Source organism: Pseudomonas sp. Irchel s3f19 (assembly GCF_900187555.1).
Classification (GTDB): domain Bacteria; phylum Pseudomonadota; class Gammaproteobacteria; order Pseudomonadales; family Pseudomonadaceae; genus Aquipseudomonas; species Aquipseudomonas capeferrum.
This window is the reverse complement of sequence record NZ_FYDW01000001.1, coordinates 707,960-722,220: the sequence shown is the minus strand read 5'-3', so window position 1 is coordinate 722,220 and position 14,261 is coordinate 707,960. Positions and strand designations below refer to the sequence as shown.

Here is a 14,261-nt window from a genome sequence, read left to right as displayed (position 1 = left end):
ATGCTCGCCCTCGGCAAATTGCTTGAGCTGACCTTGACCGATCACGAACCGGCCGAGAAGACCCAAGTTACACCCAAGGGCGTGCGTTTGCGCTGGCTGGGGGAGGGCGCACTCGAAGTGCGCCCGACCGAGGCTGAAGATTGCGGGCTCGACCTGCTGTTGTCGGCCGGCATCCATGGCAACGAAACAGCGCCGATCGAATTGCTCGAACGGCTGCTGCATGGCGTGGCCAATGGCAAGATCAAACCGTGCGCGCGGGTGTTGTTCCTGTTCGGTAACCCGGCGGCCATCCGCAAGGGCGAGCGCTTCATCGAGCAGGACATCAACCGCCTGTTCAATGGCCGTCACGAGCTTTCCAGTGGTTTCGAGGCGCTGCGCGCCGCGGAGCTTGAGCAGTTTGCCCGGGTGTTCTTCAGCAAGCCCGAGCGCTTGCGCTTGCATTACGACCTGCATACCGCCATCCGTGGTTCGAAGATCGAGCAGTTCGCCCTGTACCCGTACAAGGAGGGGCGCAAACATTCTCGTCGAGAGCTGGCGCGCCTGGCGGCAGCCGGCATGGAGGCGGTGCTGCTGCAGAGCAAGTCGTCCATCACCTTCAGTGCATTCACCTATGAGCAGCTCGATGCCGAGGCGTTTACCCTGGAGTTGGGCAGGGCGCGGCCGTTCGGGCAGAACGAAGAGGTCAATCTGGACAAGCTGGAAAAGCGCCTGATCCAGATCATCGAAGGCACCGAACCCGAGGCGCAAGACTCGCTCGATGGCCTGAAACTGTTCAGTGTCGCCCGCGAGATCATCAAGCACAGCGAGGGCTTCCGCCTGCACTTGCCGGCGGATATCGAAAACTTCTCCGAGTTGAGCAAAGGTTACCTGTTGGCTGAAGACCTGGCCGAGATGCGCTGGGTAGTCGAAGAGGAGGGTGCGCGCATCATCTTCCCCAACCCCAAGGTCAGGAATGGCCTCAGGGCAGGGATTCTCATCGTGCCTGATGAAGGGCGTAGTCTGTCCTGAACCGGTCAGTCGGCTGACGTTGGGGCAGGGGCCCGCATGTCTGGTGCCAGTGCGTCATAGGCCTGCTGCAGGATTCTCGCCAACGTGGTCAGTCCGTCGAGGCCGCTAGCGTCATAGGGGTCGTAAAGCATAGCGGTGTAGCTGCCCGGCAGCAGATGTGAATACTTGGCAGGGATCACGCGTTGCAGGTCAAACCCCGGGCCCTGTTGCGGCGGCCCGGCATGGCGCTGCATGAGCACGATATCAGGCACGCTGGCGTACTGTTGGCGCGCTGTATCCAGAAGCCGCTTGAGTTCGGGGTAGCCCGGCAGAAGGGCCAGCTGTTCGAAGACGCGTGCCAGGAACTGTGGGGTGCCGTAGAGGTACAGGTTTTCGATGGCGGTGATTTCAAAATGCCTGTCCGGGTCGGCGCTGGCGTCAATGCGCAGCGGGCACGTGACGCCATCGCCAATCGTTTCTGGCAGCGCTGTGCCCATGAACAGCAAATGAAGCCGCTGCTCAGGTGAGGCCTGCTGAATGATGAAAGACTCGCCTTCGACTTCCAGGGTGATATCGCTACCCTGGCTCAATTTCACATTGGCGGTACTCAACCAGACCAGAATCTCGTCCAGGTTACCGACGCTTTCCTCGTCATCGATGGCCTCGATGACCCTGCGCTGAAAATGTACCAAGGGCGCCTTGTAGAGATCGAACAGTTCGTAATTGAAATACACCCGAGAGACGCCGAGCCCTGAAGGCGACGGGTTGTCATAGCCGATTGCTTCATCCATTTCGCCGAAACCGGCGCCTTTGCTTCTGTCATTACCGTCCACGCGCTGCGCAGTTACTGCATTGGTAGTCATGTGCATGTGCTCTGGGAAAATGGCTGGCCAGACTAGGTATGAACGCAGGACACAGGGCGCTACACAAATAGCGCTGAGACATTCTTCAGCGTGCTATGCAGGGTGCCGCTTGCGGGTCGGCGCGGCCAACCCGCCGCCAGTGAGAGAGTCGGTTTGGATCCGATTTCAGATGAAAACCTTTTAATTCACCGTCTATTCCATTTTCCCTTCCCTTCGGCCGTAATGGGCTTGCCAGTGGCGAAAGGCTGCAATTAGCATCCGGTCATGTCATTTTCGTTTGCAACCGCCTGAAAACCGTCTAATCGACGTTTTCCATCGCATAAACACACTGCACCGAGCTTGCAGGACCGATATAATGCGGCCCTTTGCCGTCGTTTCGTCGACGCGTTTGCCCACCAGGGCCGCCGTTTCCGTGGAAGAACCTATGAAAAGCGCAGAAATCCGTGAAGCCTTCCTTCGCTTCTTCGAGGAGCAGGGGCATACCCGAGTCGCCTCCAGCTCCCTGATTCCGGGCAATGACCCGACCCTGCTGTTTACCAACGCCGGCATGAACCAGTTCAAGGACTGCTTCCTCGGCCAGGAAAAACGCGCCTACACCCGCGCGGTCAGCAGCCAGAAGTGCGTACGCGCCGGCGGCAAGCACAACGACCTGGAAAACGTCGGCTACACCGCGCGTCACCATACGTTCTTCGAGATGCTGGGCAACTTCAGCTTCGGCGACTATTTCAAGCGTGACGCGATCACCTACGCCTGGACCTTCCTGACCTCGGACAAGTGGCTTAACCTGCCCAAGGAAAAGCTCTGGGTTACCGTGTACGCCACCGATGACGAAGCCTACGACATCTGGACCAAGGAAATCGGCGTGCCGGCCGAGCGCATGGTGCGCATCGGTGACAACAAAGGCGCCCCCTACGCGTCCGACAACTTCTGGACCATGGGTGATACCGGCCCATGCGGCCCCTGCACCGAGATCTTCTACGACCACGGCGCCGACATCTGGGGCGGCCCACCCGGCTCCCCGGAAGAAGACGGCGACCGTTACATCGAGATCTGGAACAACGTCTTCATGCAGTTCAACCGCACCGCCGATGGCGTCTTGCACCCGCTGCCAGCCCCGTCGGTAGACACCGGCATGGGCCTGGAACGGGTCAGTGCGGTACTGCAACATGTTCACTCGAATTACGAGATCGACCTCTTTCAGAACCTGCTGAGCGCGGCGGCCAAGGCCATCGGTTGCAGCAATGACAGCCAGGCGTCGCTGAAAGTGGTCGCCGACCATATCCGTTCTTGCGGCTTCCTGATTGCCGATGGCGTGCTGCCGTCCAACGAAGGCCGTGGCTACGTGCTGCGCCGCATCATCCGCCGCGCTTGCCGCCACGGTAACAAGCTGGGTGCCAAGGGCAGCTTCTTCTACCAGATCGTTGCCGCGCTGGTGGCCGAAATGGGTGAAGCCTTCCCTGAACTGAAAAGCCAGCAGGCGCATATCGAACGCGTGCTCAAGGCTGAAGAAGAGCAGTTCGCCAAGACTCTGGAGCAAGGCCTGCGTATCCTCGAACAGGACCTGGCGCAACTGCAGGGTGACGTAGTCCCGGGTGACGTGGTGTTCAAGCTGTATGACACCTACGGTTTCCCCATGGACCTGACCGCCGACATCGCCCGTGAACGCGAGCTGACCATCGACGAAGCCGGTTTCGAGCGCGAAATGGACGCCCAGCGTGAGCGTGCCCGCTCTGCCAGTGCCTTCGGCATGGACTACAACAGCCTGGTCAAGGTCGACACCGCCACTGACTTCGTGGGCTATACCACCACCGAAGGCCAGGCCAAGGTCATCGCCCTGTACAAGGACGGCCAGGCCGTCGAGCAACTGGGCGAGGGCGAACAGGGGGTAGTGGTCCTCGATCGCACGCCGTTCTACGCCGAGTCCGGTGGCCAGGTCGGTGACTGCGGTTACCTGCAGGCTGGCGCCGTGCGCTTCGACGTGCGCGACACCACCAAGACCGGCGGTGCCTTCCTGCACCACGGTGTGGTGGCCAGCGGAGCGCTGAGCGTGGGTGCCGAGGTCGAGGCCAAGGTCGATGCCGAAGTGCAGCACGCCACTTCGCTGAACCACTCGGCCACCCACCTGCTGCACGAAGCGCTGCGCCAGGTGCTGGGCGACCACGTACAGCAGAAGGGCTCGCTGGTCGACAGCCAGCGCCTGCGTTTCGACTTCAGCCACTTCGAGGCGGTCAAGCCAGAGCAGATCAAGGCGCTGGAAGAGATCGTCAACCGTGAAGTGCGCCGCAACACCGAGGTGCTGACCGAGGTGACCGACATCGAAACCGCCAAGCGCAAAGGCGCCATGGCCCTGTTCGGCGAGAAGTACGGCGACACCGTGCGTGTGCTGAGCATGGGTGGCGATTTCTCGGTGGAGCTGTGCGGTGGTATACACGCCAAGCGCACGGGTGATATCAGCCTGTTCAAGATCATCAGCGAAGGCGGCGTGGCCTCTGGCGTACGTCGTATCGAAGCGGTTACCGGCGCGGCTGCGCTGGCCTACCTGAACGCTGCCGAAGAGCAGGTCAAGGAAGCCGCGCAACTGGTCAAGGGTAATCGTGACAACCTGATCGACAAGCTGTCGGCTGTGCTCGAGCGCAACCGTCAGCTGGAGAAGCAGCTGGAACAGCTGCAGGCCAAAGCCGCCAGCGCCGCCGGGGATGATCTCTCCAACGCGGCCGTTGAGGTCAAAGGTGCCAAGGTACTTGCCGCTCGCCTGGATGGGCAGGATGGCAAGGCCCTGCTGGCCCTGGTCGATCAGCTGAAGAACAAGCTCGGCCACGCAGTGATCCTGCTGGGCAGCGAGCATGAGGGCAAGGTCGTGCTGGTGGCCGGCGTGACCAAAGACCTCTCCAGCCAACTCAAGGCTGGCGATCTGATGAAACAAGCCGCAGCAAAAGTGGGTGGCAAGGGCGGTGGCCGTCCGGACATGGCCCAGGGTGGTGGCGTCGACGTCGCTGCGCTGGACCAGGCCCTGGCGCTGGCCGTGCCGTTCGCAGAGCAGGGACTTTGAGATGAGGGGGCCGGCGGGTAGTCGCCGGCCCCTTCATGTTGGATTGTTTTTTGGGGCCCTGTATGGGCTGAGGCACCATTGAAATGGCGTTGATCGTACAGAAATTTGGCGGCACCTCTGTCGGTTCCATCGAGCGGATCGAGCAGGTAGCCGAAAAGGTCAAGAAACACCGTGAGGCAGGCGACGACCTGGTGGTTGTGCTGTCGGCCATGAGCGGTGAAACCAATCGCCTGATCGATCTGGCCAAGCAGATCACCGATCAGCCGGTTCCACGTGAGCTGGACGTGATCGTGTCGACCGGTGAGCAGGTCACCATTGCCCTGCTGACCATGGCCTTGATCAAGCGTGGTGTGCCAGCGGTGTCCTACACCGGCAATCAGGTACGCATTCTGACCGATAGCTCGCACAACAAGGCGCGCATCCTGCAGATCGACGACCAGAAGATTCGTAACGACCTCAAGGAAGGGCGCGTGGTCGTGGTTGCAGGCTTCCAGGGCGTCGACGAGCACGGCAGCATCACCACCCTCGGCCGTGGTGGCTCCGACACCACCGGCGTGGCCCTGGCGGCGGCGCTCAAGGCCGATGAGTGCCAGATCTACACCGACGTCGATGGCGTCTACACCACTGACCCGCGCGTTGTGCCGCAGGCGCAGCGCCTGGAGAAGATCACCTTCGAAGAGATGCTGGAAATGGCCAGCCTCGGCTCCAAGGTGCTGCAGATCCGTTCGGTGGAGTTCGCCGGCAAGTACAACGTCCCGCTGCGCGTGCTGCACAGCTTCAAGGAGGGTCCAGGTACCCTCATTACCATTGATGAAGAGGAATCCATGGAACAGCCGATCATTTCCGGTATCGCCTTCAACCGTGATGAAGCCAAGCTGACCATTCGCGGCGTGCCGGACACCCCGGGCGTGGCCTTCAAGATCCTCGGCCCGATCAGCGCCTCGAACATCGAAGTCGACATGATCGTGCAGAACGTTGCGCACGATAACACCACCGACTTCACCTTCACCGTACACCGCAACGAGTACGAGAAGGCGCAAAGCGTGCTGGAAAACACCGCCCGCGAAATCGGTGCCCGTGAAGTGATCGGCGACATCAAGATCGCCAAGGTCTCGATCGTTGGCGTTGGCATGCGCTCACACGCCGGCGTTGCCAGCCGCATGTTCGAAGCCCTGGCCAAGGAGAGCATCAACATCCAGATGATCTCCACCTCCGAGATCAAGGTGTCGGTAGTGATCGAAGAGAAGTACCTGGAGCTGGCCGTACGCGCGCTGCACACCGCGTTCGAGCTCGACGCTCCTGCCCGACAGGGCGAGTAAGGCGCTGCCTGGAAGGGCGCGGCTTGCCGCGCCCTTCGCGTTTCTGCTCGCCAGGCAGGCGCTTGCCCTGCGTGGCGAACAACCAGGGCCTGGGTCGTCGTCCACGGCCAGGCCCTGATACCCAAGACTGTTACCCCTGAAAGTTATGCGTAAGGAGAAAGCTATGTTGATTCTGACTCGTCGGTGCGCCGAGAGCCTGATCATTGGAGACGGCGAGATCACCGTGACGGTGCTTGGCGTCAAAGGCAACCAGGTGCGTATTGGCGTCAGCGCCCCTAAAGAAGTGGCTGTTCACCGCGAGGAAATCTACCTGCGGATCAAGAAGGAGAAGGATGAAGAGCCAAGCCTTTAATTTTTTTGAAGTTTTTTTCAAAAAAAGGGTTGCAAAGGTGAAAGAGGTTCTTTAATATTCGCCTCGTGTTGCGGTGAGGTGGCCGAGTGGCCGAAGGCGCTCCCCTGCTAAGGGAGTATACCTCATAAGGGTATCGGGGGTTCGAATCCCCCCTTCACCGCCATTATTCGCTTAGGGCGCTGTAATCGGTAAGAACGCTAAGTCGTTGAAATTAAACGAAAAAAGTTCTTGCCAAAATGATTCAGCGGCCTATAATGCGCGGCAAGACACGGACTCATAGCTCAGCTGGATAGAGTACTCGGCTACGAACCGAGCGGTCGCAGGTTCGAATCCTGCTGAGTCCGCCACTTTTGAAGTGGCTTTGCTTACAAGGCTACTTCAAACAACCAGTGGTAATCTGGTCTAAAACTACCCATTGCGGACTCATAGCTCAGCTGGATAGAGTACTCGGCTACGAACCGAGCGGTCGCAGGTTCGAATCCTGCTGAGTCCGCCACTTTTTGAAGTGGCTCTGCTTGCAAAGCTACTTCAGACAACCAGTGGTAATCTGGTCTAAAACTACCCATTGCGGACTCATAGCTCAGCTGGATAGAGTACTCGGCTACGAACCGAGCGGTCGCAGGTTCGAATCCTGCTGAGTCCGCCACACACAAACAAGAAGCCCGCTTATTCAAGCGGGCTTTTTGTTTTTCTGTTTCGCTGAATTGTCGGCGATGTCCAACTAAGCTTTTCTGTAATCGCTGGGGTGCCGCCAGAAGCTGGCGCGCCGCCTGCCAAGAAAACAAATGTGCTTCCTGATCCAGTACAGCCGTCGCACTGATAGCTTCGAGCGTTGTCCTAGCTTTATCTCGCAAACGATTGTTCTGGCCAAAAATTTAAGCGATCTGCCCGCCGAGGCAGTGTATGATTGCGCCCGTCAGCCCCGCCGGGGCTTGTGGAATACCACCATGGACTTACCCAGTAGTTACTCCTTAACAAGTTTCATACAGAAAGATCTGACCGATTGATTCCCCCGGCGTGCTCCGCTGCTGGGAGTGGAGCTCGCCTATGACTGAAGTAGAAGTAAAGAAAGCGCAAGAGAGCCTGCAGGATCGCCTGGCCCAGGTGGTCGAACTGCTGCAGCGTCAGCGTGTGGTCGAAGACCTCACCCACCGCCAGGAGGGTGCTCACCACGACCTGGTGGAAAACCTGGTCCACCGCCAGAACCTGGTCGAGCTGCAACGCAAGCTCGATGACCTGCACCCCGCCGACGTCGCCTACATCCTCGAAGCATTGCCCCTGGAAGACCGCCTGACGGTCTGGCAGCTGGTGCGCTCGGACCGCGACGGCGACATCCTGCTTGAAGTTTCCGATTCGGTTCGTCAGTCGCTGATCGCCGACATGGACGATCACGAACTGCTCGCCGCTGCCAAGGAAATGGACGCCGACGAACTCGCCGACCTGGCGCCGGAGCTGCCGCGCGACGTCGTTCACGAGTTGATGGAAACCCTCGATGCCCAGCAACGCGAGCGTGTGCGCTCGGCGTTGAGCTACGACGAGGAGCAGGTGGGTGCGCTGATGGACTTCGAGATGGTCACCATCCGCGAAGACGTCAGCCTCGAAGTCGTGTTGCGTTACCTGCGCCGCCTGAAAGAGTTGCCGAACCACACCGACAAACTCTTCGTGGTCGACTATGACGGCATCCTCAAGGGCGTGCTGCCTATCAAGCGTCTACTGGTCAATGATCCGGACAAGAAGGTGGCGGAGGTCATGGCGACCGACCCTGTGTCCTTCCACCCCGATGAAGATGCCTACGACGCTGCTCAAGCCTTCGAGCGTTACGACCTCGTATCCGCCCCGGTGGTGGACAAGAGCGATCGCTTGATCGGCCGTCTGACCATCGACGAAATGGTCGACCTGATCCGTGAGGAGAGCGAGAGCGAAGTGCTGAACATGGCAGGTCTGCGCGAAGAAGAAGATATCTTCGCTTCGGTCTGGCGTTCGCTGCGCAACCGCTGGGCGTGGCTGGCCATCAACCTGATCACGGCGTTCCTGGCCTCGCGCGTGATCGGCCTGTTCGAGGGGTCGATCGAGAAGCTGGTGGCGCTGGCTGCGCTGATGCCGATCGTGGCAGGTATTGGGGGTAACTCGGGTAACCAGACCATCACCATGATCGTGCGCGCCATGGCGCTGGACCAGGTGTCGCCAGGCAATACCAGTCGGTTGATGCGCAAGGAACTGGCGGTGTCGCTGCTCAACGGCCTGATCTGGGGCGGTGTGATTGGTGTGGTGGCGTTCTGGCTGTATGACAGCTGGTCGCTGGGCCTGGTGATGACCGCGGCGATGACGCTAAACCTGTTGTTGGCCGCGCTGATGGGCGTGTTGATCCCGATGACGCTGACGCGTCTGGGGCGCGATCCGGCGATGGGGTCGAGTGTGATGATCACTGCGGTTACCGACAGTGGCGGGTTCTTCATCTTCCTCGGGCTGGCGACGCTGTTCCTGCTCTGAACCCTGGCGTGTGGGGGCGGGTGAACCCGGCTCCCACAGGCAGAACCAAAAAAGCCAGCTTACGCTGGCTTTTTTGTACTCGATTGCAAGCTGACGTCAGGAAGCGTCTGCGGCCATTTCCACATCGTGAGCGATGAGGGCGACCAGAGCGTTCTGCTGTCGGTGCGACAGTTGGCGGAAGCGCTGCAGCAGCTCGCGCTCATGCAGGGACAGTTCAGGGCTGTCCAGGCGCATGCTCAGCTCGTCACCCAACGCACCTTCCTGGATAAGGCTCTGTTCCAGGCGCGCGATGATTTCGGAGTTCATGCTGCGGTGATGGTTGCGCGCTACCTCGGCAATGCGCTCACGCATCCCGTCTGGCAGGCGGACGACAAACTTGTCAGCAGTGCGGCTCGAATAAATAGCCTGTTTCAATGGGCGCATATAAATTGACCGGATTTTCTGGTTCAGGGGACGCGGTTGTCAAATTGGCCGCACGGGGGTGGAAGTACGACCGTGACGACGACAAAATGTTCAACCGACATGGAAAATTGGATGCTCATCTTGCCTCATGCTCGCCGTTTCCTTGGCGTCAATTCTGTGACAAATAGTGAGCTGGATAAAGGCTTTATGCCAGTACCAATTATCAGAAATGAGCACTGGTTTGAAAAGTTTTACCTGCCCCAACTTGCCCTGCCGTCATTCTTCTGCCGTCAAAAACTGGTAAAACGCAGCAAAAGGCCAAGAAAACACCTAGAATGCGCGGGTTTCCTTCCTTAGAGCATAGTGGCTATGCAACATGACGCAAGCGCTCGTCGATCAGCGACAGGCCGGCTGATATTTCTCATAGGACCCTCGGGTTCCGGGAAAGATTCCCTGATCGATGCCGCGCGCGAACAACTTGTTGCAGCCGGGGTGCAAATCGCCCGTCGCGTCATCACCCGTTCGGCCGAAGCCAAGGGTGAAGCTGCCCATGGCGTCACTGCCGAGCAGTTCGAAGCGCTGTGTGCCCAAGGTGCTTTCGCCATGCACTGGCGCGCCAATGGCCTGGGTTACGGCATCCCGCTACAGGTCGATCAATGGCTGCAGGCGGGCAGGCCGGTACTGGTCAACGGTTCCCGGGCCTACCTGAGCGAAGCGCGGCGGCGCTACCCAGACCTTCTGCCGGTGCTCATCGACGTGAAACCGCAGGTGCTGCGCGAGCGCTTGCTTGCCAGAGGCCGGGAGACCGCGCAAGAGATCGAGCAGCGCCTGGCACGTAACAGCGGGCTGCAGGCGGTCGCCGATCCGTCAGTGCATGTGTTGGACAACTCCACCACGCTCGAAGCGGCGGTGACCAGGTTGTTCAAACTGCTGCACGATGAAGGCGTGATTGCCGGGCCAGACGCGCCCGGCACCGGCCCGCAGAAAAGGATTACGTGAAAAAGGCCTGTTGCAGCATGACAAACGCCAGCATGCTGGTTAACATGCTGGCCGTCCAACCGTGCAGTGCTCACTGCCGGTGTTTGCGTCTCAGTAGCTCAATTGGATAGAGCATCCCCCTCCTAAGGGGAAGGTTGCAGGTTCAATTCCTGCCTGGGACGCCATTTCTTCACACCCTCCGCCAAAGCCTACAGCCCCCAGTGCTTCAACGCCCACAGCGCGCCCATGCCCACGCCCAGCGTCAGCAGCGTGCTGCGCGTGCGCCAGGCCACCAGGCCCGCGAGTATCGCGGCCGGTATCTGCGGGTTCAGCCAGTCGAAGTCGGCCTGCCGGTCAGGCAGCACCACGGCCGGCAGCACCAGTGCGGCCAGCACGCTGGCCGGCACATACGCCAGGGCGCGGCGAAACAGCGGCGGTATGCGCAGCACGGCGTAGAACTCGATGAACGACAAGCGCACCGCGAAGGTGCCCAGGCCGATCAGCAAGAAGGTCATCCACGGGGTCATTTCGCTCATGATGCTTCCTGTTCGCGGTTTTCATCAGCCACAGGCTGCACGGTTCTGCCTTTTTGCAGGCGCTCGAGGAGCAGGCCGGCGATGATCCCGCCCAGTGCACCCGCCAACAGGCCCAGGTTATAGGGCAGGTCTACCGCCAGCACGGCGAGTACACCACCGGTCAATGCCGCGCCAATGGTCGCCGGGCTGCGCAGGCTGGGGATCAGCAGCGCCAGGAACGACAAGGGGATGGCAAAGCCCAGGGACCAGTCTTCCGGGATGCCCGCGCCCAGGTATATGCCGGCCAGCACCGAGAGGTTCCAGCCGAACCACATGGTGATGGCCGTGCCGGCGTAGTAGTGGAAGGCGAAACGGCCCAGTTCCCCCGAGGCCATTTTCAACGAACACAAGGCAAAGGACTGGTCCGAAAGCAGGTAGGCCATCGGCCACTTGCGCCGCCGCGGCAGGTGGCCAAGGTGCGGGGCCAGGCTGGCGCTGTACATCAGGAAGCGGAGGTTGATCACCAGCGCCGTGACCACCATGGTTACCGGCAGGGCGCTGTTCTGCATCAACTGCATCACCACCATTTGCGCCGAGCCTGAATAGAACAGCAAGGTCATGCCGATGGCATCGGCGGGCGACAGGCCCATGCCGATGGCCGTGACCCCGGTGATCAAGCCGAACGGCACGACCCCGGAGGTCAACGGCAGGACGCTGTGGGCGCCCTGTCTGAACGCTTGGGTCGCGCTGGGGTACGGCATTTGAAGTCCTTGGCGGTGTCCGGGAGGGCGAGGGTTGCTGCCAAGGTAATGCCCGTGAAAGCTGGCCGCAAGGGTAGATCTTGCACACTGCCCCCCTGCCCAGGGGAAGGGGGCATGGCTGCGCGTTGTCAGTCTACGTTGTTGGCCGCCGACCAGTCGGCGTACCAGGCGCGGAACAGCGCGTACTGCTGTTCGGCATAGCGGCGCTGGGCGTCGGTCAATGCATCGGTTTCGTTGAAGTGCAGGGCGTATTCCGGGTTGCCGTTGACCACCATCAGGTGCTTGTAGTACAGCACCAGGTCGCAGCCTTCATCGAAGGACGACAGCACGGCCAGGGCCGCTTCCAGTTCCCCGGCAAGGCGCCGCGCTTTGGCATCGCCTTGGGCTGCACGTTTGGCCAGCGCCACCAGGTGCAGCACCTCGCGCGGCAGCGCATTGCCAATGCCGGTGATGGCGCCGGTGGCATTGCAGTTGACGAACCCGTGCACCACCTGGGTATCGACGCCCACCATCAAGGTGACGTCATCATCTTTGGAGGTGATGAACTCTGCGGCATAACGCATATCCGCAGCGCCGCCGAACTCCTTGAAGCCGATCAGGTTGGGGTGCTCGCGGCGCAGTTCGAAAAACAGGTCGGCGCGGGTCGCGAACCCGTAGTACGGGCTGTTGTAGATCACCGCCGGCAGCTGCGGGGCGGCATCGAGGATGGCCTTGAAGTGGGCCTTCTGGGCCACTGCCGACGCACCACGGGACAGCACACGGGGGATTACCATCAACCCCTGGGCGCCAACCTTCGCCGCATGGGCGGCATGAGCCACGGCTTCGCGGGAGTTGACCGCACCGGTGCCGACGATGGTCGGGATGCCGGCCGCTACCAGGCGTGCCACCCCCTCCTGGCGCTCTGCCTCGGTGAGCAGCGGCCAGTCGCCCATGGAGCCGCAATACACCACGGCGCTCATGCCGGCTTCGATCAGTTCGCGGCCTTTGCGCACCAGGGCGTCAAAATCGGGCTTGCGCTCGGGGGTGCACGGGGTCATCAGTGCGGGGATGGTGCCGGTGAAGATGTTGCTCATGGTCATTACCTCGAGGGTTATCGTTCTTGTTGGTCTGTCAGCGGTCGGCGGTGCGTGCCAGGGATTCTTCATCCACCGCCCGCAGCGACTTGCCACGTGTTTCCCTGGCACCGGCGACGGCAATGATCGAGATCACGGCGGAGGCCACCAGGTACCAGGCGATCGGCGTTGAGCTGTTGTATTCCTTCAGCAGGGTCACGGCGATCAGCGGCGCCAGCGAACCGGCCAGGATCGGCGCCACCTGGTAGCACAGCGACAGGGCGGTGTAGCGCACATGGGTCGGGAACAGTTCGGCCATCAGGGCGGAGTAGGGCGCGTAGGTCATCGACTCGATGGCCAGGCCCAGGGTGATGGCCGCCATGATCAGCCAGTCGTTGCCGGTGTCCATCATCGGGAAGCCGACGAAGCCCCAGAACGCGGTGAGCACGGCGCCGATCAGGTACACAGGCTTACGGCCGATGATGTCCGAGAGGTAGCCCATGAGCGGGATCATGAAGAAGTGCAGCAGGTGAGCGCCAAACATCAGCAGCAGGATCTCTGACGTGTCCTTGTGCACCACCAGCTTCAGGTAGGTGATGGAGAAGGTGACGACGATGTAGTAGAGGATGTTCTCCGCAAACCGGGCACCGATGCCGATCAGCACTTCGCGCCAGTATTTGGTGACCACCTCGACCACGCCCAGTTGCTGGCTTTCCACCCGCTGCTGGCGGGCCTGGGCTTCTTTGAAGATGGGCGCATCATCGACCCGGGTGCGGATCCAGTAGCCAATCAGCACCACCACGGCCGAGAACCAGAAGGCGACGCGCCAGCCCCAGTCGAGAAATTGCGCTTCGGACAGGTTGGTCGAGAGCAGCAGAAGGATGACCGTGGCAATCAGGTTGCCTGCCGGCACGCCCGCTTGCGGCCAGCTGGCCCAGAAGCCGCGACGGTTGTCCGGGCTGTGTTCGGACACCAGCAGCACGGCCCCACCCCATTCGCCGCCAAAGGCAAAGCCTTGGATCAATCTCAATACCACCAGCAGGATGGGGGCGGCATAGCCGATGCGTTCGAAGGTGGGCAGGCAGCCCATGAGGAAGGTGGTCACCCCGACCACGATCAGGCTGATCTGCAGCAAGTGTTTGCGCCCGACCTTGTCACCGTAGTGGCCAAATACCAGGCCGCCGATGGGGCGGGCGAGAAAGCCCACGGCATAGAGGGCGAATGCCGCGATGATGCCGTCCATCGCGCTGCCGGTCTGGCGGAAGAACAGTTGGCCGAAGACCAGCGCGGACGCGGTGCCATACAGGAAGAATTCGTACCACTCGGCAACGGCGCCCGCCATTGCGGCTGCCACCACGCGTTTGATGCCCGCAGGCGCCTTTTCTGCTGTGTTCGCGGCACTCACTGATGCCGCAGTTGTGGGTGTGGTCATCGTTTTGCACTCCGATACGTATTATTGGAAGAAGGAGTAGGCAGTTCGGCATCGTTGGGTG

13 protein-coding genes and 5 tRNA genes are annotated in these 14,261 nt (G+C 60.8%); 12 read left to right on the top strand and 6 right to left on the bottom strand.

What is annotated here, in order from left to right:
* Positions 1-1,008 (top strand): succinylglutamate desuccinylase, encoded by a 1,008-nt coding sequence (gene astE, locus CKW22_RS03275; protein ID WP_033699560.1) that lies wholly within the window; start codon positions 1-3, stop codon positions 1,006-1,008.
* 5 nt (positions 1,009-1,013) lie between these two features.
* Here the strand turns inward: astE and CKW22_RS03270 are convergent, their stop codons facing one another.
* Complete coding sequence (locus tag CKW22_RS03270) at positions 1,014-1,850, bottom strand: hypothetical protein (RefSeq protein ID WP_095063745.1); 837 nt, start codon at positions 1,848-1,850, stop codon at positions 1,014-1,016.
* A 424-nt stretch (positions 1,851-2,274) separates the two neighbouring features.
* Between CKW22_RS03270 and alaS the strand changes: the two genes are divergently transcribed.
* The 8 genes from alaS (at position 2,275) to mgtE (ending at position 9,060) form a co-directional block, all read left to right on the top strand.
* Entirely contained in the window at positions 2,275-4,899 is a 2,625-nt protein-coding gene (gene alaS / locus CKW22_RS03265; protein WP_156310963.1) for an alanine--tRNA ligase, read from the top strand.
* Between the two features lie 83 nt (positions 4,900-4,982).
* Entirely contained in the window at positions 4,983-6,218 is a 1,236-nt protein-coding gene (locus CKW22_RS03260; protein ID WP_033699557.1) for an aspartate kinase, read from the top strand.
* A 163-nt stretch (positions 6,219-6,381) separates the two neighbouring features.
* Positions 6,382-6,570 (top strand): carbon storage regulator CsrA, encoded by a 189-nt coding sequence (gene csrA / locus CKW22_RS03255; RefSeq protein WP_003254503.1) that lies wholly within the window; start codon positions 6,382-6,384, stop codon positions 6,568-6,570.
* Between the two features lie 72 nt (positions 6,571-6,642).
* A tRNA-Ser gene (locus CKW22_RS03250) sits at positions 6,643-6,733 on the top strand.
* Positions 6,734-6,840: 107 nt separating this feature from the next.
* A tRNA-Arg gene (locus CKW22_RS03245) sits at positions 6,841-6,917 on the top strand.
* Between the two features lie 72 nt (positions 6,918-6,989).
* A tRNA-Arg gene (locus tag CKW22_RS03240) sits at positions 6,990-7,066 on the top strand.
* 73 nt (positions 7,067-7,139) lie between these two features.
* Positions 7,140-7,216, top strand: a tRNA-Arg gene (locus CKW22_RS03235).
* Positions 7,217-7,617: 401 nt separating this feature from the next.
* On the top strand, positions 7,618-9,060 hold the full coding sequence (gene mgtE / locus CKW22_RS03230; protein ID WP_033699555.1) for a magnesium transporter: 1,443 nt from the start codon (positions 7,618-7,620) through the stop codon (positions 9,058-9,060).
* A 96-nt stretch (positions 9,061-9,156) separates the two neighbouring features.
* Here the strand turns inward: mgtE and CKW22_RS03225 are convergent, their stop codons facing one another.
* Positions 9,157-9,483 (bottom strand): Arc family DNA-binding protein, encoded by a 327-nt coding sequence (locus CKW22_RS03225; RefSeq protein ID WP_033699552.1) that lies wholly within the window; start codon positions 9,481-9,483, stop codon positions 9,157-9,159.
* Positions 9,484-9,555: 72 nt separating this feature from the next.
* Between CKW22_RS03225 and CKW22_RS03220 the strand changes: the two genes are divergently transcribed.
* From CKW22_RS03220 to CKW22_RS03210, 3 genes are all read left to right on the top strand, one after another.
* Entirely contained in the window at positions 9,556-9,819 is a 264-nt protein-coding gene (locus tag CKW22_RS03220; protein WP_077068496.1) for a hypothetical protein, read from the top strand.
* A gap of 12 nt (positions 9,820-9,831) precedes the next feature.
* Positions 9,832-10,461, top strand: a complete 630-nt coding sequence (gene phnN, locus CKW22_RS03215) for a phosphonate metabolism protein/1,5-bisphosphokinase (PRPP-forming) PhnN (RefSeq protein ID WP_033699550.1) — start codon at positions 9,832-9,834, stop codon at positions 10,459-10,461.
* An 87-nt stretch (positions 10,462-10,548) separates the two neighbouring features.
* A tRNA-Arg gene (locus tag CKW22_RS03210) sits at positions 10,549-10,625 on the top strand.
* Positions 10,626-10,649: 24 nt separating this feature from the next.
* Here the strand turns inward: CKW22_RS03210 and CKW22_RS03205 are convergent.
* The 4 genes from CKW22_RS03205 to abaF all read right to left on the bottom strand — a co-directional run bounded on the left by CKW22_RS03205 (position 10,650) and on the right by abaF (position 14,200).
* Positions 10,650-10,976 (bottom strand): AzlD domain-containing protein, encoded by a 327-nt coding sequence (locus tag CKW22_RS03205; RefSeq protein WP_033699548.1) that lies wholly within the window; start codon positions 10,974-10,976, stop codon positions 10,650-10,652.
* On the bottom strand, positions 10,973-11,716 hold the full coding sequence (locus CKW22_RS03200; RefSeq protein WP_095063743.1) for an AzlC family ABC transporter permease: 744 nt from the start codon (positions 11,714-11,716) through the stop codon (positions 10,973-10,975). Before CKW22_RS03200 ends, CKW22_RS03205 begins: the two co-directional genes overlap by 4 nt.
* A 128-nt stretch (positions 11,717-11,844) precedes the next feature.
* Positions 11,845-12,789, bottom strand: a complete 945-nt coding sequence (locus tag CKW22_RS03195; RefSeq protein ID WP_371856380.1) for a dihydrodipicolinate synthase family protein — start codon at positions 12,787-12,789, stop codon at positions 11,845-11,847.
* 37 nt (positions 12,790-12,826) lie between these two features.
* On the bottom strand, positions 12,827-14,200 hold the full coding sequence (abaF, locus tag CKW22_RS03190; protein ID WP_033699544.1) for a fosfomycin efflux MFS transporter AbaF: 1,374 nt from the start codon (positions 14,198-14,200) through the stop codon (positions 12,827-12,829).
* Positions 14,201-14,261: the final 61 nt, after the last annotated feature.

What these genes read in the sequence shown, in the direction of transcription:
- alaS (WP_156310963.1), top strand. Translation starts at nt 2,275, where the DNA reads ATGAAAAGCGCAGAAATCCGTGAAGCCTTCCTTCGCTTCTTCGAGGAG.
- CKW22_RS03260 (WP_033699557.1), top strand. Translation starts at nt 4,983, where the DNA reads ATGGCGTTGATCGTACAGAAATTTGGCGGCACCTCTGTCGGTTCCATC.
- abaF (WP_033699544.1), bottom strand. Translation starts at nt 14,200, where the DNA reads ATGACCACACCCACAACTGCGGCATCAGTGAGTGCCGCGAACACAGCA.
- CKW22_RS03200 (WP_095063743.1), bottom strand. Translation starts at nt 11,716, where the DNA reads ATGCCGTACCCCAGCGCGACCCAAGCGTTCAGACAGGGCGCCCACAGC.
- mgtE (WP_033699555.1), top strand. Translation starts at nt 7,618, where the DNA reads ATGACTGAAGTAGAAGTAAAGAAAGCGCAAGAGAGCCTGCAGGATCGC.
- astE (WP_033699560.1), top strand. Translation starts at nt 1, where the DNA reads ATGCTCGCCCTCGGCAAATTGCTTGAGCTGACCTTGACCGATCACGAA.
- CKW22_RS03270 (WP_095063745.1), bottom strand. Translation starts at nt 1,850, where the DNA reads ATGACTACCAATGCAGTAACTGCGCAGCGCGTGGACGGTAATGACAGA.
- CKW22_RS03225 (WP_033699552.1), bottom strand. Translation starts at nt 9,483, where the DNA reads ATGCGCCCATTGAAACAGGCTATTTATTCGAGCCGCACTGCTGACAAG.
- phnN (WP_033699550.1), top strand. Translation starts at nt 9,832, where the DNA reads ATGCAACATGACGCAAGCGCTCGTCGATCAGCGACAGGCCGGCTGATA.
- CKW22_RS03205 (WP_033699548.1), bottom strand. Translation starts at nt 10,976, where the DNA reads ATGAGCGAAATGACCCCGTGGATGACCTTCTTGCTGATCGGCCTGGGC.
- csrA (WP_003254503.1), top strand. Translation starts at nt 6,382, where the DNA reads ATGTTGATTCTGACTCGTCGGTGCGCCGAGAGCCTGATCATTGGAGAC.
- CKW22_RS03195 (WP_371856380.1), bottom strand. Translation starts at nt 12,789, where the DNA reads ATGAGCAACATCTTCACCGGCACCATCCCCGCACTGATGACCCCGTGC.